Source organism: Mesorhizobium sp. M1409, assembly GCF_040317535.1.
In the GTDB taxonomy this organism is placed as follows: Bacteria; Pseudomonadota; Alphaproteobacteria; order Rhizobiales; family Rhizobiaceae; genus Mesorhizobium.
In genome coordinates this window covers 1-14,857 of sequence record NZ_JAMYKV010000017.1, presented here as the reverse complement: position 1 = coordinate 14,857, position 14,857 = coordinate 1, and the positions used below count along the sequence as shown (strand labels likewise).

The window sequence follows — 14,857 nt, the reverse complement described above, 5'->3', positions numbered from 1 at the left end:
GTTCATTTGCGCGAACATTCCACCTCTTTATGGCATGAGCAAGCCAAGCTTTTGGCGGAAAGCCGATGCTTTCAGGCAGCCCGCATCGGCTTCAAGGCCTCGCTCCAGCGCGACAGCTCGTCCAGCATGGTCTTGGCGCCGCCGCGCACCTGCTCGCTGGCGCTGAAAGCGCCTTTCTCGTCGAGCAGTTTCTGATACATCGGCAGCGCGACACCTTCCGGGATCGGCATGACGCCCACCGAGGTCAGCAATGGCTTCAGCGCCTGCGCCGCGCGCAGACCGCCGGAGACGCCGCCATAGCTGAAAATGCCGGCGGGCTTGTATTTCCATTCGCGCAAGAGATAGTCGATCGCGTTGACGATCGCCGGCGCCACGAAATAATTGTATTCCGGCGCGACGAAGACAAAGGCGTCGGCGGCATCGATCGCCTTGGACCAGGCCTTGGTATGGTCGTTCTGGTAGTTGCCAAGCCTTGGATGGTGCGGTTCGTCCAGCACCGGAAGCTTGAACGTATCGATGTCGGTCAGCACCGGCTCGAATTTTCCATGCTCGCGCGCGAACCTCTCCAGCCACTCGGCGAAAACCGGTCCGGCGCGGCCGGGCCGCGTGCTGCCGATGATGATGTTCAACTGGTGCTTCAAGGCGGGCTCCTTCGTTTGGCGGTATCTGTTGGTGACCGTGACCTACGGCAGGCCATGGCCGCGGACAAGGCGACACCGCCAGGGAGGCGGTCACAATTGCCTGAACGGACTGTCTGCCGCACGTCCCGGGTCGCATGGTTCGTGCCTGCCGTTCGGTCCCATGGACGCCCGGATTGCCAGCCACTACATTGGTGTATCAGCGGAGCAGCCCATGGACATCCAGCCCGCCCCCTTCGTCCCCCCGGCGCCAAAGCCGCGCACGACGCCTCCCTCGACGCTGGAGATGATCCGCATCGTCTACCGCAACCCGCTCGAACTGTGGGGGGAGCATACCTACAACGAGCCCTGGATCTCGGCGAGTGGCGTTGGTGGACATCTCATCGTTGCCAACGATCCGGGCCTGATCCGCCACGTGCTGGTCGACAACGCCAAGAACTACAAGATGGCGACGGTGCGCCAGAAAATCCTGCGGCCGATCTTGCGCGACGGCCTGCTGACCGCCGAGGGCGAGGTCTGGAAACGGTCGCGCAAGGCGATGGCGCCGGTGTTCACGCCGCGCCATATCTTCGGTTTCGCCCAGCCGATGCTCTGGCGCACGCGGGAGTTCGTCACCCGTTACGAAGGCGGCGGCATATCCGACATCGCCCATGACATGACGCTGCTCACCTACGACATCCTGGCCGAGACGCTGTTTTCCGGCGAAATCGCCGGCGTGCCGGGCAGTTTCGCCAACGAGATCGACCGCCTGTTCGAGACGATGGGCCGCGTCGACCCGCTGGACCTGTTGCGCGCGCCCGACTGGCTGCCGCGTCTCACCCGCATCCGCGGCCGCAAGACCATGGCCTATTTCCGCAAGATCGTCACCGACACGGTCAAGATGCGCGAAGAGAAATTCAGGCGGGATCCCGATGCCGTGCCGCAGGATTTCCTGACGCTGCTGCTCAAGGCCGAGGGCCCCGACGGGCTGACGCGGGCAGAGGTCGAGGACAACATCATCACCTTCATCGGCGCCGGCCACGAGACCACGGCGCGCGCGCTTGGCTGGACGCTCTATTGCCTTGCGGAATCCCCGTGGGAGCGCAACCGCGTCGAGCAGGAGATCGACCGGGTGCTGGCGCGCGAGCCCGATCCGACGAAGTGGCTCGATGCCATGCCTTTCACGCGTGCTGCCTTCGACGAAGCACTCAGGCTGTATCCGCCGGCACCGTCGATCAACCGCGAGCCGATCGAGCCGGAAATGTGGAAGGATCTCTATATCCCGAAACACGCCGCCGTGCTGGTGATGCCATGGGTCGTCCATCGCCACCGGAAGCTTTGGGATCAGCCGAATGCCTTCCTGCCGGAGCGCTTCCATCCGGGAAACCGCGAAAAGATCGACCGCTTCCAGTATCTGCCGTTCGGTGCGGGCCCGCGCGTCTGCATCGGCGCCAGCTTCGCCATGCAGGAGGCGATCATCGCGCTGGCGATCATGCTGTCACGCTTCCGCTTCGACACCACCGCGGAGACAAAACCCTGGCCGGTGCAGAAGCTGACCACCCAACCGCAAGGCGGTTTGCCGATGCAGGTCACGCCCCGCCAGGTGTGGTGATATTCAGGTGATGCCGGCCTGCGAACGCTCCGTTCCGGTTCTCGGTATCCACCGCTCTCGGCTCGGCCTGACCTGAATCTCAACACAACTTCAAGCTGTGGTAATGAATTAAGCTGCGGGTTTGCGCTGCTGGAACTGGCCGGCGGCGCGGTAGCGCCAGAGGTAGCTGGGCAGGATCGTCGCGATCGATTGCGGCTGGATGCCGAGGCCGGCGAGCGTCCTGTTGGCCTTGGCCGCCGCGTCCGACACGATGTTGTGCTCGCGCAGCTGTATCACCTGGTCCTTGGTCAGCAGCGGATTGGGCAAGAGGCCGAGGATCGAGGCCTGGATGTTGGCCACCCACCACGGCACCGGCACCAGCAGGCGCTTGCGCTCGATCACCTCGAGCAGCTCTTCCATGCACTCCTTGAAGGTGAGCACCTTCGGCCCGCCGAGTTCATAGATCTGGCCGCCCTCGACCTTGCCGTCGACCGAGCGTGCCACCGCTTCGGCGACGTCGCCGACATAGACCGGCTGGAACTTGGTCTGGCCGCCGCCGATCAGCGGCAGCACCGGCGAATAGCGGGCCATGTTGGCGAAGCGGTTGAAGAAGGCGTCCTCGGGCCCGAAATTGATCGACGGCCGGAAGATCACGGCGTCCTTGATCGTCTCCAGAACGGCCTTTTCGCCGAGCGCCTTGGTGCGCGCGTAGTCCGATCCGGAGTTCAGATCGGCACCCAGCGCCGAAATATGGGTGAGACCGGCGCCGACGGCGCGCGCTGCCTCGGCCACGGCGCGGGCGCCGAACTCGTGGACGGCGGAGAATTTCTGCCGGCCGCTCTCATGCAGGACGGCGACCAGATTGACGACATGGTCGGCGCCCTGCACGGCGCGGTCGACTGACCAGCGCACGCGCACATTGGCCTGCACCGGCTGGATCTGGCCGACATTGCCGAGCGGCTGCAGATGGCCGGCGAGATCGGGCCGCCGGCAGGCGACGCGGATGCGATAACCGCGTTTGGCCAGCGCGCGCACGACATGGCGACCGACAAAGCCTGACCCGCCAAAGACGACGACGAGCTTTGGGGTCTGCAGGATTTCGGTCATGGCTGGCTCCGGCGCTCGCAGGCTTGGCTGAAGCCGTTTCATAATCGGTTTCGCGCCAAAGGCAAAGGGTGACGCGTGGTCGCTGCCAGCCTTATCGGAACACCTTGCCGATGCAGGGTCGGCCGAGTGGCGGTTGCCGCCGCGAATGACGAAGAACAGCAGGATCGCCGCCTGAAGACGTGGATGCAAAAACGCAGAAAACCCCGCCGAAGCGGGGTTTTCCGGGCTGCATCCATGCGAAGCCAGGGGCCGCCGGAGCGGCCTGACCTGAGACGGTATCAGGAGGGCGTGAAGCAAGTACGCCCACCCCAGCCCTGAACATCCGACATGGTGCCGCCGACCTTCTTGCAGGCGGCGGCGAAATCGACGCTGCAGTTGGCGGTCCCCCAGTGTGGATCGGGCAAGGTCGCCTTGCCCCGGACAAAGCTGGGTCGCGGTAACGCGCGGAAAGGTTCAGCGGGGCGCGAAGAAAATTGCACCACGCCGCGCCTCAAGCGGGAAAATGCGAGATAACTATCTGATATCTAACGGATTATTCAGGAAGAATAGCGGGCGGCGAATTCGGAAATGCGCTGCACCACGGCCTTGGACGCGCTGATGCCCCGCGCTTGCGCCTTCTCGGCGGCTTCGGCCCGGGCACGGCCGGGCACATGCACGCCGAAGCGCCGCCGCAGGCGGTCGAGCTGGTCCTTCATCCGCTGCTCGAAATCGGGATCGAGCAGCTTGGGTTCGATCGCAAGCACAAACAGCCCGGTGCCGGGGCTGTCTGGTCCACCACTGAACCATGGCGCGTCGAGCGACCAGTTGGCGCCCGACAGGCCCGCCGCCAGCACCTCGACCATCAGCGCGATGTTGGCGCCGCGCTGGCCGCCGAAGGCAAGCATCGCGCCCTTCATGGCGGCGGCCGGATCGGTGGTCGGATTGCCGCTGGCGTCCAGCGCCCAGCCTTCGGGGATTGTCTTGCCCTCCTCGGCCGCCTTGCGGATGTTGACGAAAGCGGTGGCGCTCGACGACTGGTCGATGACCAGCGGCGCGCCATCGGCGGCGGGTGCGGCAAACGACATCGGATTTGTGCAGTAGACCGGCTTCACCGAGCCGGAGCCGGCGAGCACGGCGGGGCCGTTGGTGGCGGCGAACGACACCAGCCCTTGCGCTGCCAGCCGGCCGGTGAAATAGCCGAGCGCGCCGCATGTATAGGCGTTCTTCTGCGAGAAGATGGCGACGCCAAACAGCCTTGCCGCCTTGGCGAGGTCGTCGATGGTGCGGTCGAAGCCGGTGTGCGCCAGCCCGCCGCGTGCATCGGAGAGGTAGATCGCCAACGCCGGCCGGGTGATCACCGGGTCTGCGTTGCCGTCGATGCGGCCGGCTTCCAGAGCCTCGAGGTAATCGATGAAATGCGAAAGCCCGACGGAGGAAAGCCCTTCCGACTCGGCGGCGATGATCGAAGCGGTTAGCGATTGTGCCGCTTCCTCATTGGCCCCGGCGCCGAGTGCCGCCATCCGGCACAATCCTTTTGCCTGGTCGAGACTGAGTTGCATCGCAATGAGTTCCTAAGCGAGTGGCGAGTGGCGAGTGGCGGAAATAGCGGAAATAGCGGGCGCTTGCTATTCGCTATTCCCTATTCCCTATTCGCTAACTCACTAACCGATCTTGTTCGGGATCCTGGCCTCGATCCTGCCGAAGGCGAGGACCAGAATACCGGTGATCGTCATGTAGATCAGCGCCAGCAGCAGCAGGGGCTCATAGGTGAGGTAGGTATCCTGCCGCACCTTGGACGAAACGGCGAAGATGTCGATGACGCTGATCGTCGCCACCAGCGGCGTCGACTTCAATTGCAGCACGGTCTCGCCGGTCAGCGTCGGCAGCGCCCGGTAGATGGCTTGCGGCAGCCAGATGCGCCGGAATGCCTTCCAGCGGCTCATGCCGAAGGCGCGGGCGGCCTCGAGTTGCCCCTTGGGCACGCCGGCAAAGGCGCCGCGCATCACTTCACCTTCATAGCCGGCAAAAGACAAGGTCAACGCCAGCACGCCATAGGGCCAGGCTTGCCGCAGATACGGCCACATCCAGGATCCACGGATCCACGGATATTGCGGGAACAGCGAGCCCAGCCCGTAATAGAGCAGCCACAGCTGGATCAGCAGCGGCGTGCCCCGGATCACCGTGCAGAACGCCTTGGCGGGCGCGGCGAACCAGAAGGAGCCGGTGGCCTGCGCCAGCCCGAGTGGCACGGCAAGCAGGAAGCCCAGCACGCAGGTGACGGCCAGGATCCACAGCGAGCGCCAGATGCCGATCAATCCCATTTCATAATATTGCGGCAGCCAGTCCCAGCGCATGAAAAAGGCCGCCGACAGAACCAGGCCGAGCGCGATCAGGATCAGCATGATGCGGTGCGGCTGCAGCCACAGCGACGTTCGCGCGACGACGTTGATGATGGCCGCCTCGTTGGCCATCAGCGCGCCTCTCTGAGCGAAGGCATGCCGCGCCGCGACCAGGCCTCGACACGGCCGATGAGGAGGTTGGAAAACAGCGACAGCAGCAGATAGAGCACAGCCGCGGCGAAGAAGAAGGTGAAATAGGCTTTGGTGACGCCGGCGGCCTGCCGCGTTGCCAGCGCCAGCTCGTAGAACCCGACGACCGCCAGCAGCGCGGTGTCCTTGGTGGCGATCAGCCAGAGATTGGCGAGGCCCGGTATGGCGAAGGGCAGCATTGCCGGCAAGGTGATGCGCCGCAGAAGCAGGCCTGGAGACATTCCATAGGCGCGCGCGGCTTCGATTTGCCCTTGCGGAATGGCCAGGATCGCGCCGCGTATCACCTCGGTCGAATAGGCGCCCTGGACAAAGCCGAGCACGGCGATGCCGGCGGCAAGGCCGCTAATGTCGACGCGCTGATAACCCATTGCCGTCAGCGCCTGGTTGATGAGGTCGGTTCCGGCATAATAGAGCAGCAGGATCAGCACCAGTTCGGGCACGGCGCGCACGATGGTGGTGTAGACCGCCAGCAGATCGCGCACCACCGGGCCGCCATAAAGCTTGCCATAGGCGCCGCCAGTGCCGATCAAGAGACCGAGACATGTGGCGCCCAGCGCGATCTCGATCGAATGGAGCAGCCCAACCAAAAGGGTCCCGCCCCAGCCCGGCGGATTGGGCGAGAGAAGTTCGATGATGCCGGCCGCCGAGGCCGAAAGAAATGCGTCGATCAGCGTCGCCCCCGGATTGCTGGCTCTAACCGCCGACGGCTGCGTCTGCGGCAAACATGCCTGGGAAAGATCGGGCAGGAGGGGCATGGCGCTGACGCCATGCCCCTCAGCTCATGCGAGAGGATTGTCAGTTCGACTGCGCGCCGCCGCCGCCGTAAATGTCAAAATCGAAGTACTTCTTCGAGATCTCGTCGTATTTGCCGTTGGCGCGGATCGCCTTGATGCCGGCGTTGATCTTGTCCTTCAACTCGGTGTCTTCCTTGCGCACGCCGGCCCCGACGCCCGGTCCGAGCACTTCGTCATCCGGTGCCACCATGCCCTTCAGATCGCAGCAGGCCTTGCCTTGGTCCGATTTGAGAAATTCACCAAGCGCGATGGAATCGGCCTGCACCGCGTCGAGGCGGCCGGCCGCCAGATCGTTGTTGGCTTCGTCCTGGGTCTGGTATTCCTTGATTTCCGCCGCTCCGGTGAAGTGCTTCTTGGCGTAGACAGCGTGCACGGTCGACACCTGAACGCCGATGACCTTGCCCTTGAGGTCGTCCGGAGTGGCGCCGAATTTCTGGTCCTTTGGCCCGATGATCGCCGTCGGCGTGTTGTAATACTTGTCCGAGAAGTCGATCGTCTTCTTGCGCTCGTTGGTAATCGACATCGAGCTGACGATGAGGTCGATCTTCTTCGTCGTCAGCGCCGGAATGATGCCGTCCCAGGCAACCGGGGTGATGACGCAGTCGAGTTTCTCTTCGGCGCAGACGGCGTCGATGAACTCGATTTCCCAGCCGACCCACTTGCCCGATGCATCCGGCGAGGTGAAGGGTGGATAGGGCTCGGCGGCGACACCGATCTTGACCGGATCGGCCTTGGCCACGCCCATGGCGGCAATGCCGAGCAGCAGCGCTGCGGCGAATGTCTTCAGAACGGTCTTCATTTCACGACTCCCAGTTTGTTGTTGGTTCCCGGTTTTCTTCCGTCCCGGCCTGTCCTAGCCGATGTTGCGGATGAACTGCTTCAGCCTTTCGGATTTCGGCGCGCCGAAGATTTGCTCCGGCGGCCCTTCTTCCTCGACCAGCCCGTTGTAGAGGTAGACGACATGCGTCGCGACCTCCCGGGCAAACTTCATTTCATGGGTGACCAGCACCATGGTGCGGCCTTCGCGCGCCAGGTCGCCGATCACCTTCAGCACCTCGCCGACTAGCTCAGGGTCGAGCGCCGAGGTCGGCTCGTCGAAAAGCATGACGCGCGGATTGATGGCTAGCGCCCGGGCGATTGCGGCGCGCTGCTGCTGGCCGCCCGACAGATAGGCCGGATAGACGTCGCGCTTTTCGGCAAGGCCGACGCGGGCGAGCAGCTTTTCGGCCTCTGCGATCGCCACATCGCGCTTGACACCAAGCACATGCACCGGAACCTCGATGACGTTTTCGATCAGCGTCATGTGGCTCCACAGGTTGAAGTTCTGGAACACCATGCCGAGCTTGGAGCGGATGCGCTCGATCTGCTTGCGGTCGGCCGGAACCGTGTGGCCGTGGCTGTCGGCCTTGAGCTTGATCTCTTCGCCATTGACGCGGATGATACCGCTGGTCGGATTTTCCAGGCAGTTGATGCAGCGCAGCAGCGTCGACTTGCCCGAGCCTGAGCCCCCGATAATGGCGATCACCTCGCCGTCACGCGCCGACAGCGACACGCCCTTCAGCACATGCAGCTCACCGAACCTCTTGTGCAGGTTCTCGACATGAATGGCTTCGGCGGCGCCGCCCTGCGCCGTCTGTTTCAATGCGGATGCGGCGCCTTGCGCTATCATCCCGGATGCGGCACTTGTAGCCGTCATCCCTTCGACGCTCCGCGGAGCGGTCGACCTCGTCGCTGCTGGTATCTTTTACCCATTACCCATCACTGGACAGAGTTCCCATTCTCAGGATGGACCGTTCCGCTTGCCTCCGTCAACCATGGTTTTTGGACTATTGATCACAGCCTGCCGTAGTGGTTAGTGGCGGCAACGGACGTTTCGGGAGAATTTAGTGGGCAAATCATACGGGTCGCAGTCCATGGCCGGACCCTTGAAACGCGTGCTGATGCGGTCCGCCGCCAGCGCCATGCGTCATGCAAGGGCACAGGAATGGCACTATGGTCCGGGTTTCGATCCGCAAAAGGCCGCAACCCAGCATGAGCAATTGACCGGCATGGTCGCGGCCTCCGGCGCCGAGATCGAATGGCTGACGGATGCCGATGACGGGCTGGCCGATTCCGTCTTCACCCACGATCCGTCGCTGATGACCGATCATGGCGCGATTATTCTCTCGATGGGCAAGGCGTTGCGCCGGGTCGAGCCCGGCCTGCATGAGGCAGCCTACGAGCGCATGGGCATTCCCATTCTCGGCCGCATCGACGATCCGGGCCAGGTGGAAGGCGGCGACTGTGTCTGGGTCGATGCGACCACGCTGGCCGTCGGCCGTGGCGCGCGCACCAACCAGGACGGTATCCAGCAGCTTTCGAACCTGCTTTCGCCCAAGGGCATTTCGGTTTTTGGCTTCGACCTGCCGCTCTGGCATGGGGAGGAAGCCTGCCTGCATCTGATGTCGGTGATCAGTCCGCTCGCCGACGATCTGGCGCTGGTCTACGCGCCGCTGCTGCCGGCCGCCTTCTACCAGCTGCTGCGGGCGCGCGGCATCACGCTGGTCGAGGGTGACGCCGACGAGTTCTTCATCTCCAACGGGCTCAGCCTCAACGTGCTGCCGACCGCGCCGCGCCAGGTCATTGCCGTTGCCGGTTTCCCCAGGACTGCGGCTGCCATGCAGGCTGCCGGCTGCGTGGTTTCCACCTTCGAGGCGGACGCACTCTGCATCGCCTGCGAGGGCGGCCCGACCTGCCTGACGCGCCCGGTGCTGCGCCAATGACCACCATTGGGACCATCACTGGGACGACTGTCGGTGAGGCGCTTATCTCGCTGCTCGAAGCTCATGGCGTCGACACGGTCTTCGGCATTCCCGGGGTGCACACGGTCGAACTCTACCGGGGGCTGGCGCGCTCGACGATCCGCCATGTCACGCCGCGCCACGAACAGGGCGCCGGCTTCATGGCCGACGGCTATGCACGCGCCAGCGGCCGGCCGGGCGTCGCCTTCGTCATCACCGGACCGGGGCTCACCAACACCATCACCGCCATGGGACAGGCACGTGCCGATTCCGTGCCGATGCTGGTCATCTCCGGCGTCAACGCCATGCCGACGCTGGGCAAGGGGCTGGGTTTTCTGCACGAACTGCCCGACCAGCGCGGCATGATGGAGAAAGTGGCGCTGTTTTCGCAGCGCGTTACCGAGGCCAGGGAATTGCCCGGTGCCCTGGCGCAGGCCTTCGCCCTGTTTTCATCGGCCCGGCCCGGCCCGGTGCATATCGAGATCCCGACCGACGTCATGGTCAAGCCGGCGGATGGCATCGCTGCCATGCTGAGCAATGTAACGCCGCCCGCGCCGGAAGCTGCCGCAATTGCCAGCGCCGCCAAGCTCATCGCTGCCGCGCGCCGCCCCCTGATCCTGGTCGGCGGCGGTGCCAAGCGTGCCGAAGCGCCATTGCGCCGCCTGGCCGAACGGCTGGGAGCGCCGGTCGTCCAGACCGCCAATGCGCGCGGCCTGCTGCATGGTCATCCCCTTTGCGTGCCAGCCAGCCCGAGCCTGAAGGCGGTGCGGGCGCTGATGGCCGACGCCGATCTGGTGATTGCCGCCGGCACCGAATTCGGCCCCACCGACTATGACGGCTACAGCGATGGCGGCTTTGTGCTGCCCGCCAATCTGATCCGCATCGATATCGGCGCGGATCAGCTTGCCCGCCGCCCGGCGACGGTTTCGATCCAGGCCGATTGCGCCGAGGCGCTCGAAGCGCTGCTCCCGCAAATCAGCCATGTCCCGGCAAGCGAGGACGGTCCGCCGCGCGCCGCCGCCGCGCGGCAAGCGGCCTTTGCCGAGCTCAATCCGACGCTGCGGGAGCAGGTGCGCGCCGTCGAGGTGATCCGCGACACTTTGCCGGGCGCGTTCATCGTCGGCGATTCAACGCAGCCGATCTATGCCGCCAACCTCTATTACGACCATGATCGGCCAGGCGGCTGGTTCAATGCCGCGACCGGCTTCGGCGCGCTCGGCTATGGCCCGCCGGCGGCGATCGGTGCTGCTCTTGCCGTGCCCGAGGCGCCGGTCGTCTGCCTCACGGGTGACGGCGGCTTCCAGTTCACGCTGCCGGAACTGGGCGCCGCGCTCGATGCCCGGGCGCCCGTCATCTTCGTCGTTTGGAACAATCGCGGCTACCGCGAGATCGAAACCTCGATGCTCGATGTCGGGGTCGAGCCGGTCGGCGTGTCGCCGGCGCCGCCGGATTTCTGCAAGCTGGCTGAGGCCTATGGCATCGGCGCCGAACGGCTGTCCGATATCGCCGCTCTAACGGACGCGCTGAAACGCGCTCGCGCAACCGGACTGCCACGCGTCATCGAAATCACGGTTGACTGAATATCGGTGGCCCGACTTCCCGCCTCGGCCATTGCCCACGGCTAGCCGGTGGCGGACGCATGCAAAGACGCGACAACTGCCATGTCGAGATTTCAATTGAGTGATGGCGAGAAAGGCGCGACGCTTCGCGTCGGCGGCGCAAGAAACGACCTAACGATAAAAAATGACAGGAGCGGTCCAAGATGACGGAAACCCTTGAAGGCAGGCATATCGTCGTGACCGGTGGAACCGGTGCGCTCGGCGGTGCGGTTGTCGGCAAACTTTTGAGTGACGGCGCGATCTGCCATGTGCCCAATGCCCATGCCGCCGCACCAGCCCATTTCCCTTTCACCGCGCATGATCGTGTCGAGCTGGTGCACAATGTCGATCTCTCGGACTCCGCCAAGGTCGAGGCGTTCTACAGCCAGGTTCCCGGCCTGTGGGGGTCGATCCACCTGGCCGGAGGCTTCACGGGAGCGCCGGTGGAAAAGATCGAGTCGGCGTCGTTTGCCGAGATGATGGACACCAATGCGCGCACCGCCTTCCTGTGCTGCCGCGCGGCGGTACGCTCGATGCTGGCATCAGGCACGGCAGGCCGCATCGTCAATATCGCTGCACGGGCGGCATTGGAGCCGCGCAAGGGTGCGGGCTCGGTCGCCTACGCGGCAAGCAAGGCGGCGGTGGCGGCGATGACGGTGGCGATGGCCGAGGAGCTGAAGCACAAGGGCATCCTGGTCAACGCCGTGGCGCCGTCGACGCTCGACACGCCGGCAAACCGCGCCGATATGCCGGATGCCGATGTCACCAGATGGGTCAGTCTCGAAGCCGCCGCCGAAGCCATCGCCTATCTCGCCTCGCCGGCCAATCAGGCGATGAGCGGCACGCTGGTGCCGCTTTACGGCAGGGCCTAACCTTCCGACCTTCCAACCTTCACGTCGATCAAAGAAGAACCCCGCCGGATTGCTCCGGCGGGGTTTTGTTTTCGAGCTTATGCGAAGACTTCGCTGTGCGAAGGACTTAGCTGCCCTGCTTCTTCAGCGCGGCACCCAGGATGTCGCCCAGCGAAGCGCCGGAGTCGGTCGAGCCGTACTGAGCGACCGCTTCCTTCTCTTCGGCGATTTCCAGCGCCTTGATCGAGACCTGCAGCTTGCGGGTCTTCTTGTCGAAGGCGATGACGCGGGCGTCGACCTTCTGGCCGACGGTGAAGCGCTCGGGGCGCTGCTCGTCGCGGTCGCGGCTCAGATCGGAGCGCTTGATGAAGGTCTCGATGCCGCTGTCGACCAGCCGCACTTCCAGACCGCCATCCTTGACGCCGATGACTTCACAGGTGACCACCGCGTTCTTGCGCAGTTCGCCTGAAGTCGCCGCTTCGCCGACCGTATCCTTGGCCAGCTGCTTGATGCCGAGCGAGATGCGCTCCTTGTCGATGTCGACGTCGAGCACCTGCGCCTTGACCATGTCGCCGCGATTGTACTCTTCGATGACCTGCTCGCCCGGACGCGTCCAGTCGAGGTCGGAAAGGTGGACCATGCCGTCCACGTCGCCTTCGAGGCCGATGAACAGGCCGAACTCGGTCTTGTTCTTGACCTCGCCCTCGACCTGGCTGCCGACCGGATGGCTCGAGGCGAAAGCCTGCCACGGATTCTCGAGCGTCTGCTTGAGGCCGAGCGAGATGCGGCGCTTGGCCGGATCGACCTCAAGCACCACAACGTCGACTTCCTGGGTCGTCGACAGGATCTTGCCGGGATGCACGTTCTTCTTCGTCCACGACATTTCCGAAACGTGGATGAGACCCTCGATGCCCGGCTCCAGCTCGACGAACGCGCCGTAGTCGGTGATGTTGGTGACGGTACCCTTGATCTTCTTGCCGATCGGGAACTTGGTGCCGATCTCGGACCACGGATCGCTCTCGAGCTGCTTCATGCCGAGCGAGATGCGGTGGGTTTCCTGGTTGATGCGGATGATCTGCACCTTGACCGTCTGACCGATGTTGAGGATTTCGGTCGGATGGTTGACGCGGCGCCATGCCATGTCGGTGACATGCAGCAGGCCGTCGATGCCGCCGAGGTCGACGAACGCACCGTAATCGGTGATGTTCTTGACGACGCCTTCGACAACTTGGCCTTCTTCGAGATTCTGCACGATTTCCGAACGCTGTTCGGCGCGGCTCTCCTCGAGCACGGTACGGCGCGACACCACGATGTTGCCGCGGCGGCGATCCATCTTGAGGATCTCGAAGGGCTGCGGGTTGTGCATCAGCGGGGAGACGTCGCGGATCGGGCGGATATCGACCTGGCTGCGCGGCAGGAAGGCCACGGCGCCGTCGAGGTCGACGGTGAAGCCGCCCTTGACCTGGTTGAAGATAACGCCTTCGACGCGCTCACCCTTGGTGAACTTCTCTTCGAGACGGACCCAGCTCTCTTCGCGGCGGGCCTTCTCACGCGAAAGCATCGCTTCGCCAAGCGCGTTCTCGATGCGCTCGACATAGACTTCGACGGTGTCACCGACCTTGAGGGTGGTGTCCTTGCCCTTGACGCCGAATTCCTTCAGCGGCACGCGGCCTTCGACCTTGAGGCCAACGTCGATGATCGCCATGTCTTTTTCAATGGCGGTGATGATGCCCTTGACGACCTGGCCTTCGCCGGAATGGCCGGCGGTAAATGATTCTTCGAGCAGGCTCGCGAAATCATCGCGAGTGGGATTTGCAGCTGACATTGTTTCTCCTGGAGTGCCCCGCATCTCAAGCGGGACGGGCGCCGTGGGTTAGCGTTGCGTTAGCCTGCCGGCGTTCCGGGCTACAAAAGCCCTGGGCCGCTCTTTAAGCGGCAATTCCGGCGCATGAAGAATGCTGGCAGGCTGGTTCGTGCCCGATATGGGTGTCTTCTTCGCCTCCGACAATGGAAACGCGAGGGAAAAACCCGGATCAGGCGTTGTCTCTCTTGGCCAGCACGTCGTCTATGATCGCCTTGGCTGCGAGAAACGCGGCTTCTATAGCCATTTCGCTGGTATCAAGCAAGTGCGCGTCGGCGGCGGGCTTCAAAGGCGAGTCGGCGCGACCCATGTCGCGCTCGTCGCGGCGCACGATATCGGCAAGGATCTCGGCGAAATCGGCGGTGCCGCCGATGCTCTCGATCTCGGCCAGCCGGCGCCTCGCGCGCACCTCGGCGCTCGCCGTCACATAGAGTTTGATGTCGGCGTCAGGGCAGACGACGGTGCCGATGTCGCGCCCGTCGAGCACGGCGCCCGGTGGTGTCTGAGCGAAGTCGCGCTGCTTTTCGACCAGGATGCGCCGCACGGTCGGGAACACCGCCACCTTCGACGCCGCCTCGCCGACCGCATGCGCCGACAGCACCGCGCGGTCGAGCTTGGCCAGATCGACCTGGCGGGCAGCGGTCTCGGCGGCCGAGACATTGTCGAGCGGCAGCGCGTGCTGAAGCAGCGCATAGGCGACGGCGCGATAGGTGAGGCCGGTGTCGAGCAGGTTCAGCCGATAGTGGTCGGCGAGCCGCCGGGCGAGTGTACCTTTGCCGGCGCCCGCGGGTCCGTCGATGGCGATGGTGAAGGGGATGCTCATTGGCTGGCCGCCGCGATCGAAAGGCGCGATGAAAAAGACAAGCGCCGCGATCCGTCGCACCCCCCTCTGTCCTGCCGGACATCTCCCCCGCAAGGGGGGAGATCAGCCGTCACCGCTGACTTCGCCAATCGCCAATGTTGCAGGACTGAGCGGAGCGTCAAAGCTGCCAATCTCCCCCCTTGCGGGGGAGATGTCCGGCAGGACAGAGGGGGGTGCTGTCCCGCCGACGTCTCTGCCAGAGCGCAATCTTCAACGCTAGCGATTGCCATGAACGTCACCCAATCTCCGCGCCCAACGCCTTCATCAG

The 14,857-nt window shown here is 64.3% G+C and carries 13 protein-coding genes; 4 read left to right on the top strand and 9 right to left on the bottom strand.

The features are described from left to right. Window positions 1-71: 71 nt before the first annotated feature. Window positions 72-641: an NADPH-dependent FMN reductase gene (locus tag NKG99_RS15555; RefSeq protein WP_352869190.1), complete on the bottom strand. Its 570-nt coding sequence runs from the start codon at window positions 639-641 to the stop codon at window positions 72-74. A gap of 211 nt (window positions 642-852) precedes the next feature. On the opposite strand from NKG99_RS15555, the gene NKG99_RS15550 reads away from it, so the two are divergent. After that, window positions 853-2,229 carry a cytochrome P450 gene (locus NKG99_RS15550; protein ID WP_352869189.1) on the top strand — a complete coding sequence of 459 codons (1,377 nt, stop codon included), beginning with the start codon at window positions 853-855 and terminating at the stop codon, window positions 2,227-2,229. A 108-nt stretch (window positions 2,230-2,337) separates the two neighbouring features. Here the strand turns inward: NKG99_RS15550 and NKG99_RS15545 are convergent, their stop codons facing one another. The 6 genes from NKG99_RS15545 to NKG99_RS15520 all read right to left on the bottom strand — a co-directional run bounded on the left by NKG99_RS15545 (window position 2,338) and on the right by NKG99_RS15520 (window position 8,306). Next, complete coding sequence (locus NKG99_RS15545; protein WP_352869187.1) at window positions 2,338-3,315, bottom strand: complex I NDUFA9 subunit family protein; 978 nt, start codon at window positions 3,313-3,315, stop codon at window positions 2,338-2,340. A 536-nt stretch (window positions 3,316-3,851) separates the two neighbouring features. Next, entirely contained in the window at window positions 3,852-4,853 is a 1,002-nt protein-coding gene (locus tag NKG99_RS15540) for an Ldh family oxidoreductase (protein WP_352869185.1), read from the bottom strand. A gap of 102 nt (window positions 4,854-4,955) precedes the next feature. Continuing rightward, complete coding sequence (locus NKG99_RS15535) at window positions 4,956-5,765, bottom strand: ABC transporter permease (RefSeq protein ID WP_352869183.1); 810 nt, start codon at window positions 5,763-5,765, stop codon at window positions 4,956-4,958. Further along, entirely contained in the window at window positions 5,765-6,430 is a 666-nt protein-coding gene (locus NKG99_RS15530) for an ABC transporter permease (protein WP_352869387.1), read from the bottom strand. Before NKG99_RS15530 ends, NKG99_RS15535 begins: the two co-directional genes overlap by 1 nt. 208 nt (window positions 6,431-6,638) lie before the next feature. Beyond that, window positions 6,639-7,436: a transporter substrate-binding domain-containing protein gene (locus NKG99_RS15525; RefSeq protein ID WP_352869181.1), complete on the bottom strand. Its 798-nt coding sequence runs from the start codon at window positions 7,434-7,436 to the stop codon at window positions 6,639-6,641. 54 nt (window positions 7,437-7,490) lie between these two features. Next, window positions 7,491-8,306, bottom strand: a complete 816-nt coding sequence (locus NKG99_RS15520) for an ABC transporter ATP-binding protein (protein ID WP_352869385.1) — start codon at window positions 8,304-8,306, stop codon at window positions 7,491-7,493. Window positions 8,307-8,550: 244 nt separating this feature from the next. Here NKG99_RS15520 and NKG99_RS15515 point away from each other — a divergent pair, with 244 nt between their 5' ends. The 3 genes from NKG99_RS15515 (at window position 8,551) to NKG99_RS15505 (ending at window position 11,887) form a co-directional block, all read left to right on the top strand. Then, window positions 8,551-9,399 carry a dimethylarginine dimethylaminohydrolase family protein gene (locus NKG99_RS15515; RefSeq protein WP_352869383.1) on the top strand — a complete coding sequence of 283 codons (849 nt, stop codon included), beginning with the start codon at window positions 8,551-8,553 and terminating at the stop codon, window positions 9,397-9,399. Beyond that, a complete protein-coding gene (locus NKG99_RS15510) occupies window positions 9,396-10,997 on the top strand; it encodes a 5-guanidino-2-oxopentanoate decarboxylase (protein WP_352869178.1) in 1,602 nt (533 codons plus the stop codon). Before NKG99_RS15515 ends, NKG99_RS15510 begins: the two co-directional genes overlap by 4 nt. Window positions 10,998-11,179: 182 nt before the next feature. Continuing rightward, the gene (locus NKG99_RS15505; protein ID WP_352869175.1) at window positions 11,180-11,887 is read left to right on the top strand and encodes an SDR family NAD(P)-dependent oxidoreductase; all 708 of its coding nucleotides are present in this window, start codon (window positions 11,180-11,182) and stop codon (window positions 11,885-11,887) included. 106 nt (window positions 11,888-11,993) lie between these two features. Here NKG99_RS15505 and rpsA read toward each other — a convergent pair whose 3' ends face one another. Together rpsA and cmk are read right to left on the bottom strand one after the other, a co-directional pair. Then, a complete protein-coding gene (gene rpsA / locus NKG99_RS15500; RefSeq protein WP_023811516.1) occupies window positions 11,994-13,691 on the bottom strand; it encodes a 30S ribosomal protein S1 in 1,698 nt (565 codons plus the stop codon). Window positions 13,692-13,899: 208 nt separating this feature from the next. Further along, window positions 13,900-14,550 (bottom strand): (d)CMP kinase, encoded by a 651-nt coding sequence (gene cmk / locus NKG99_RS15495; protein WP_352869381.1) that lies wholly within the window; start codon window positions 14,548-14,550, stop codon window positions 13,900-13,902. Between the last annotated feature and the right edge of the window lie 307 nt (window positions 14,551-14,857).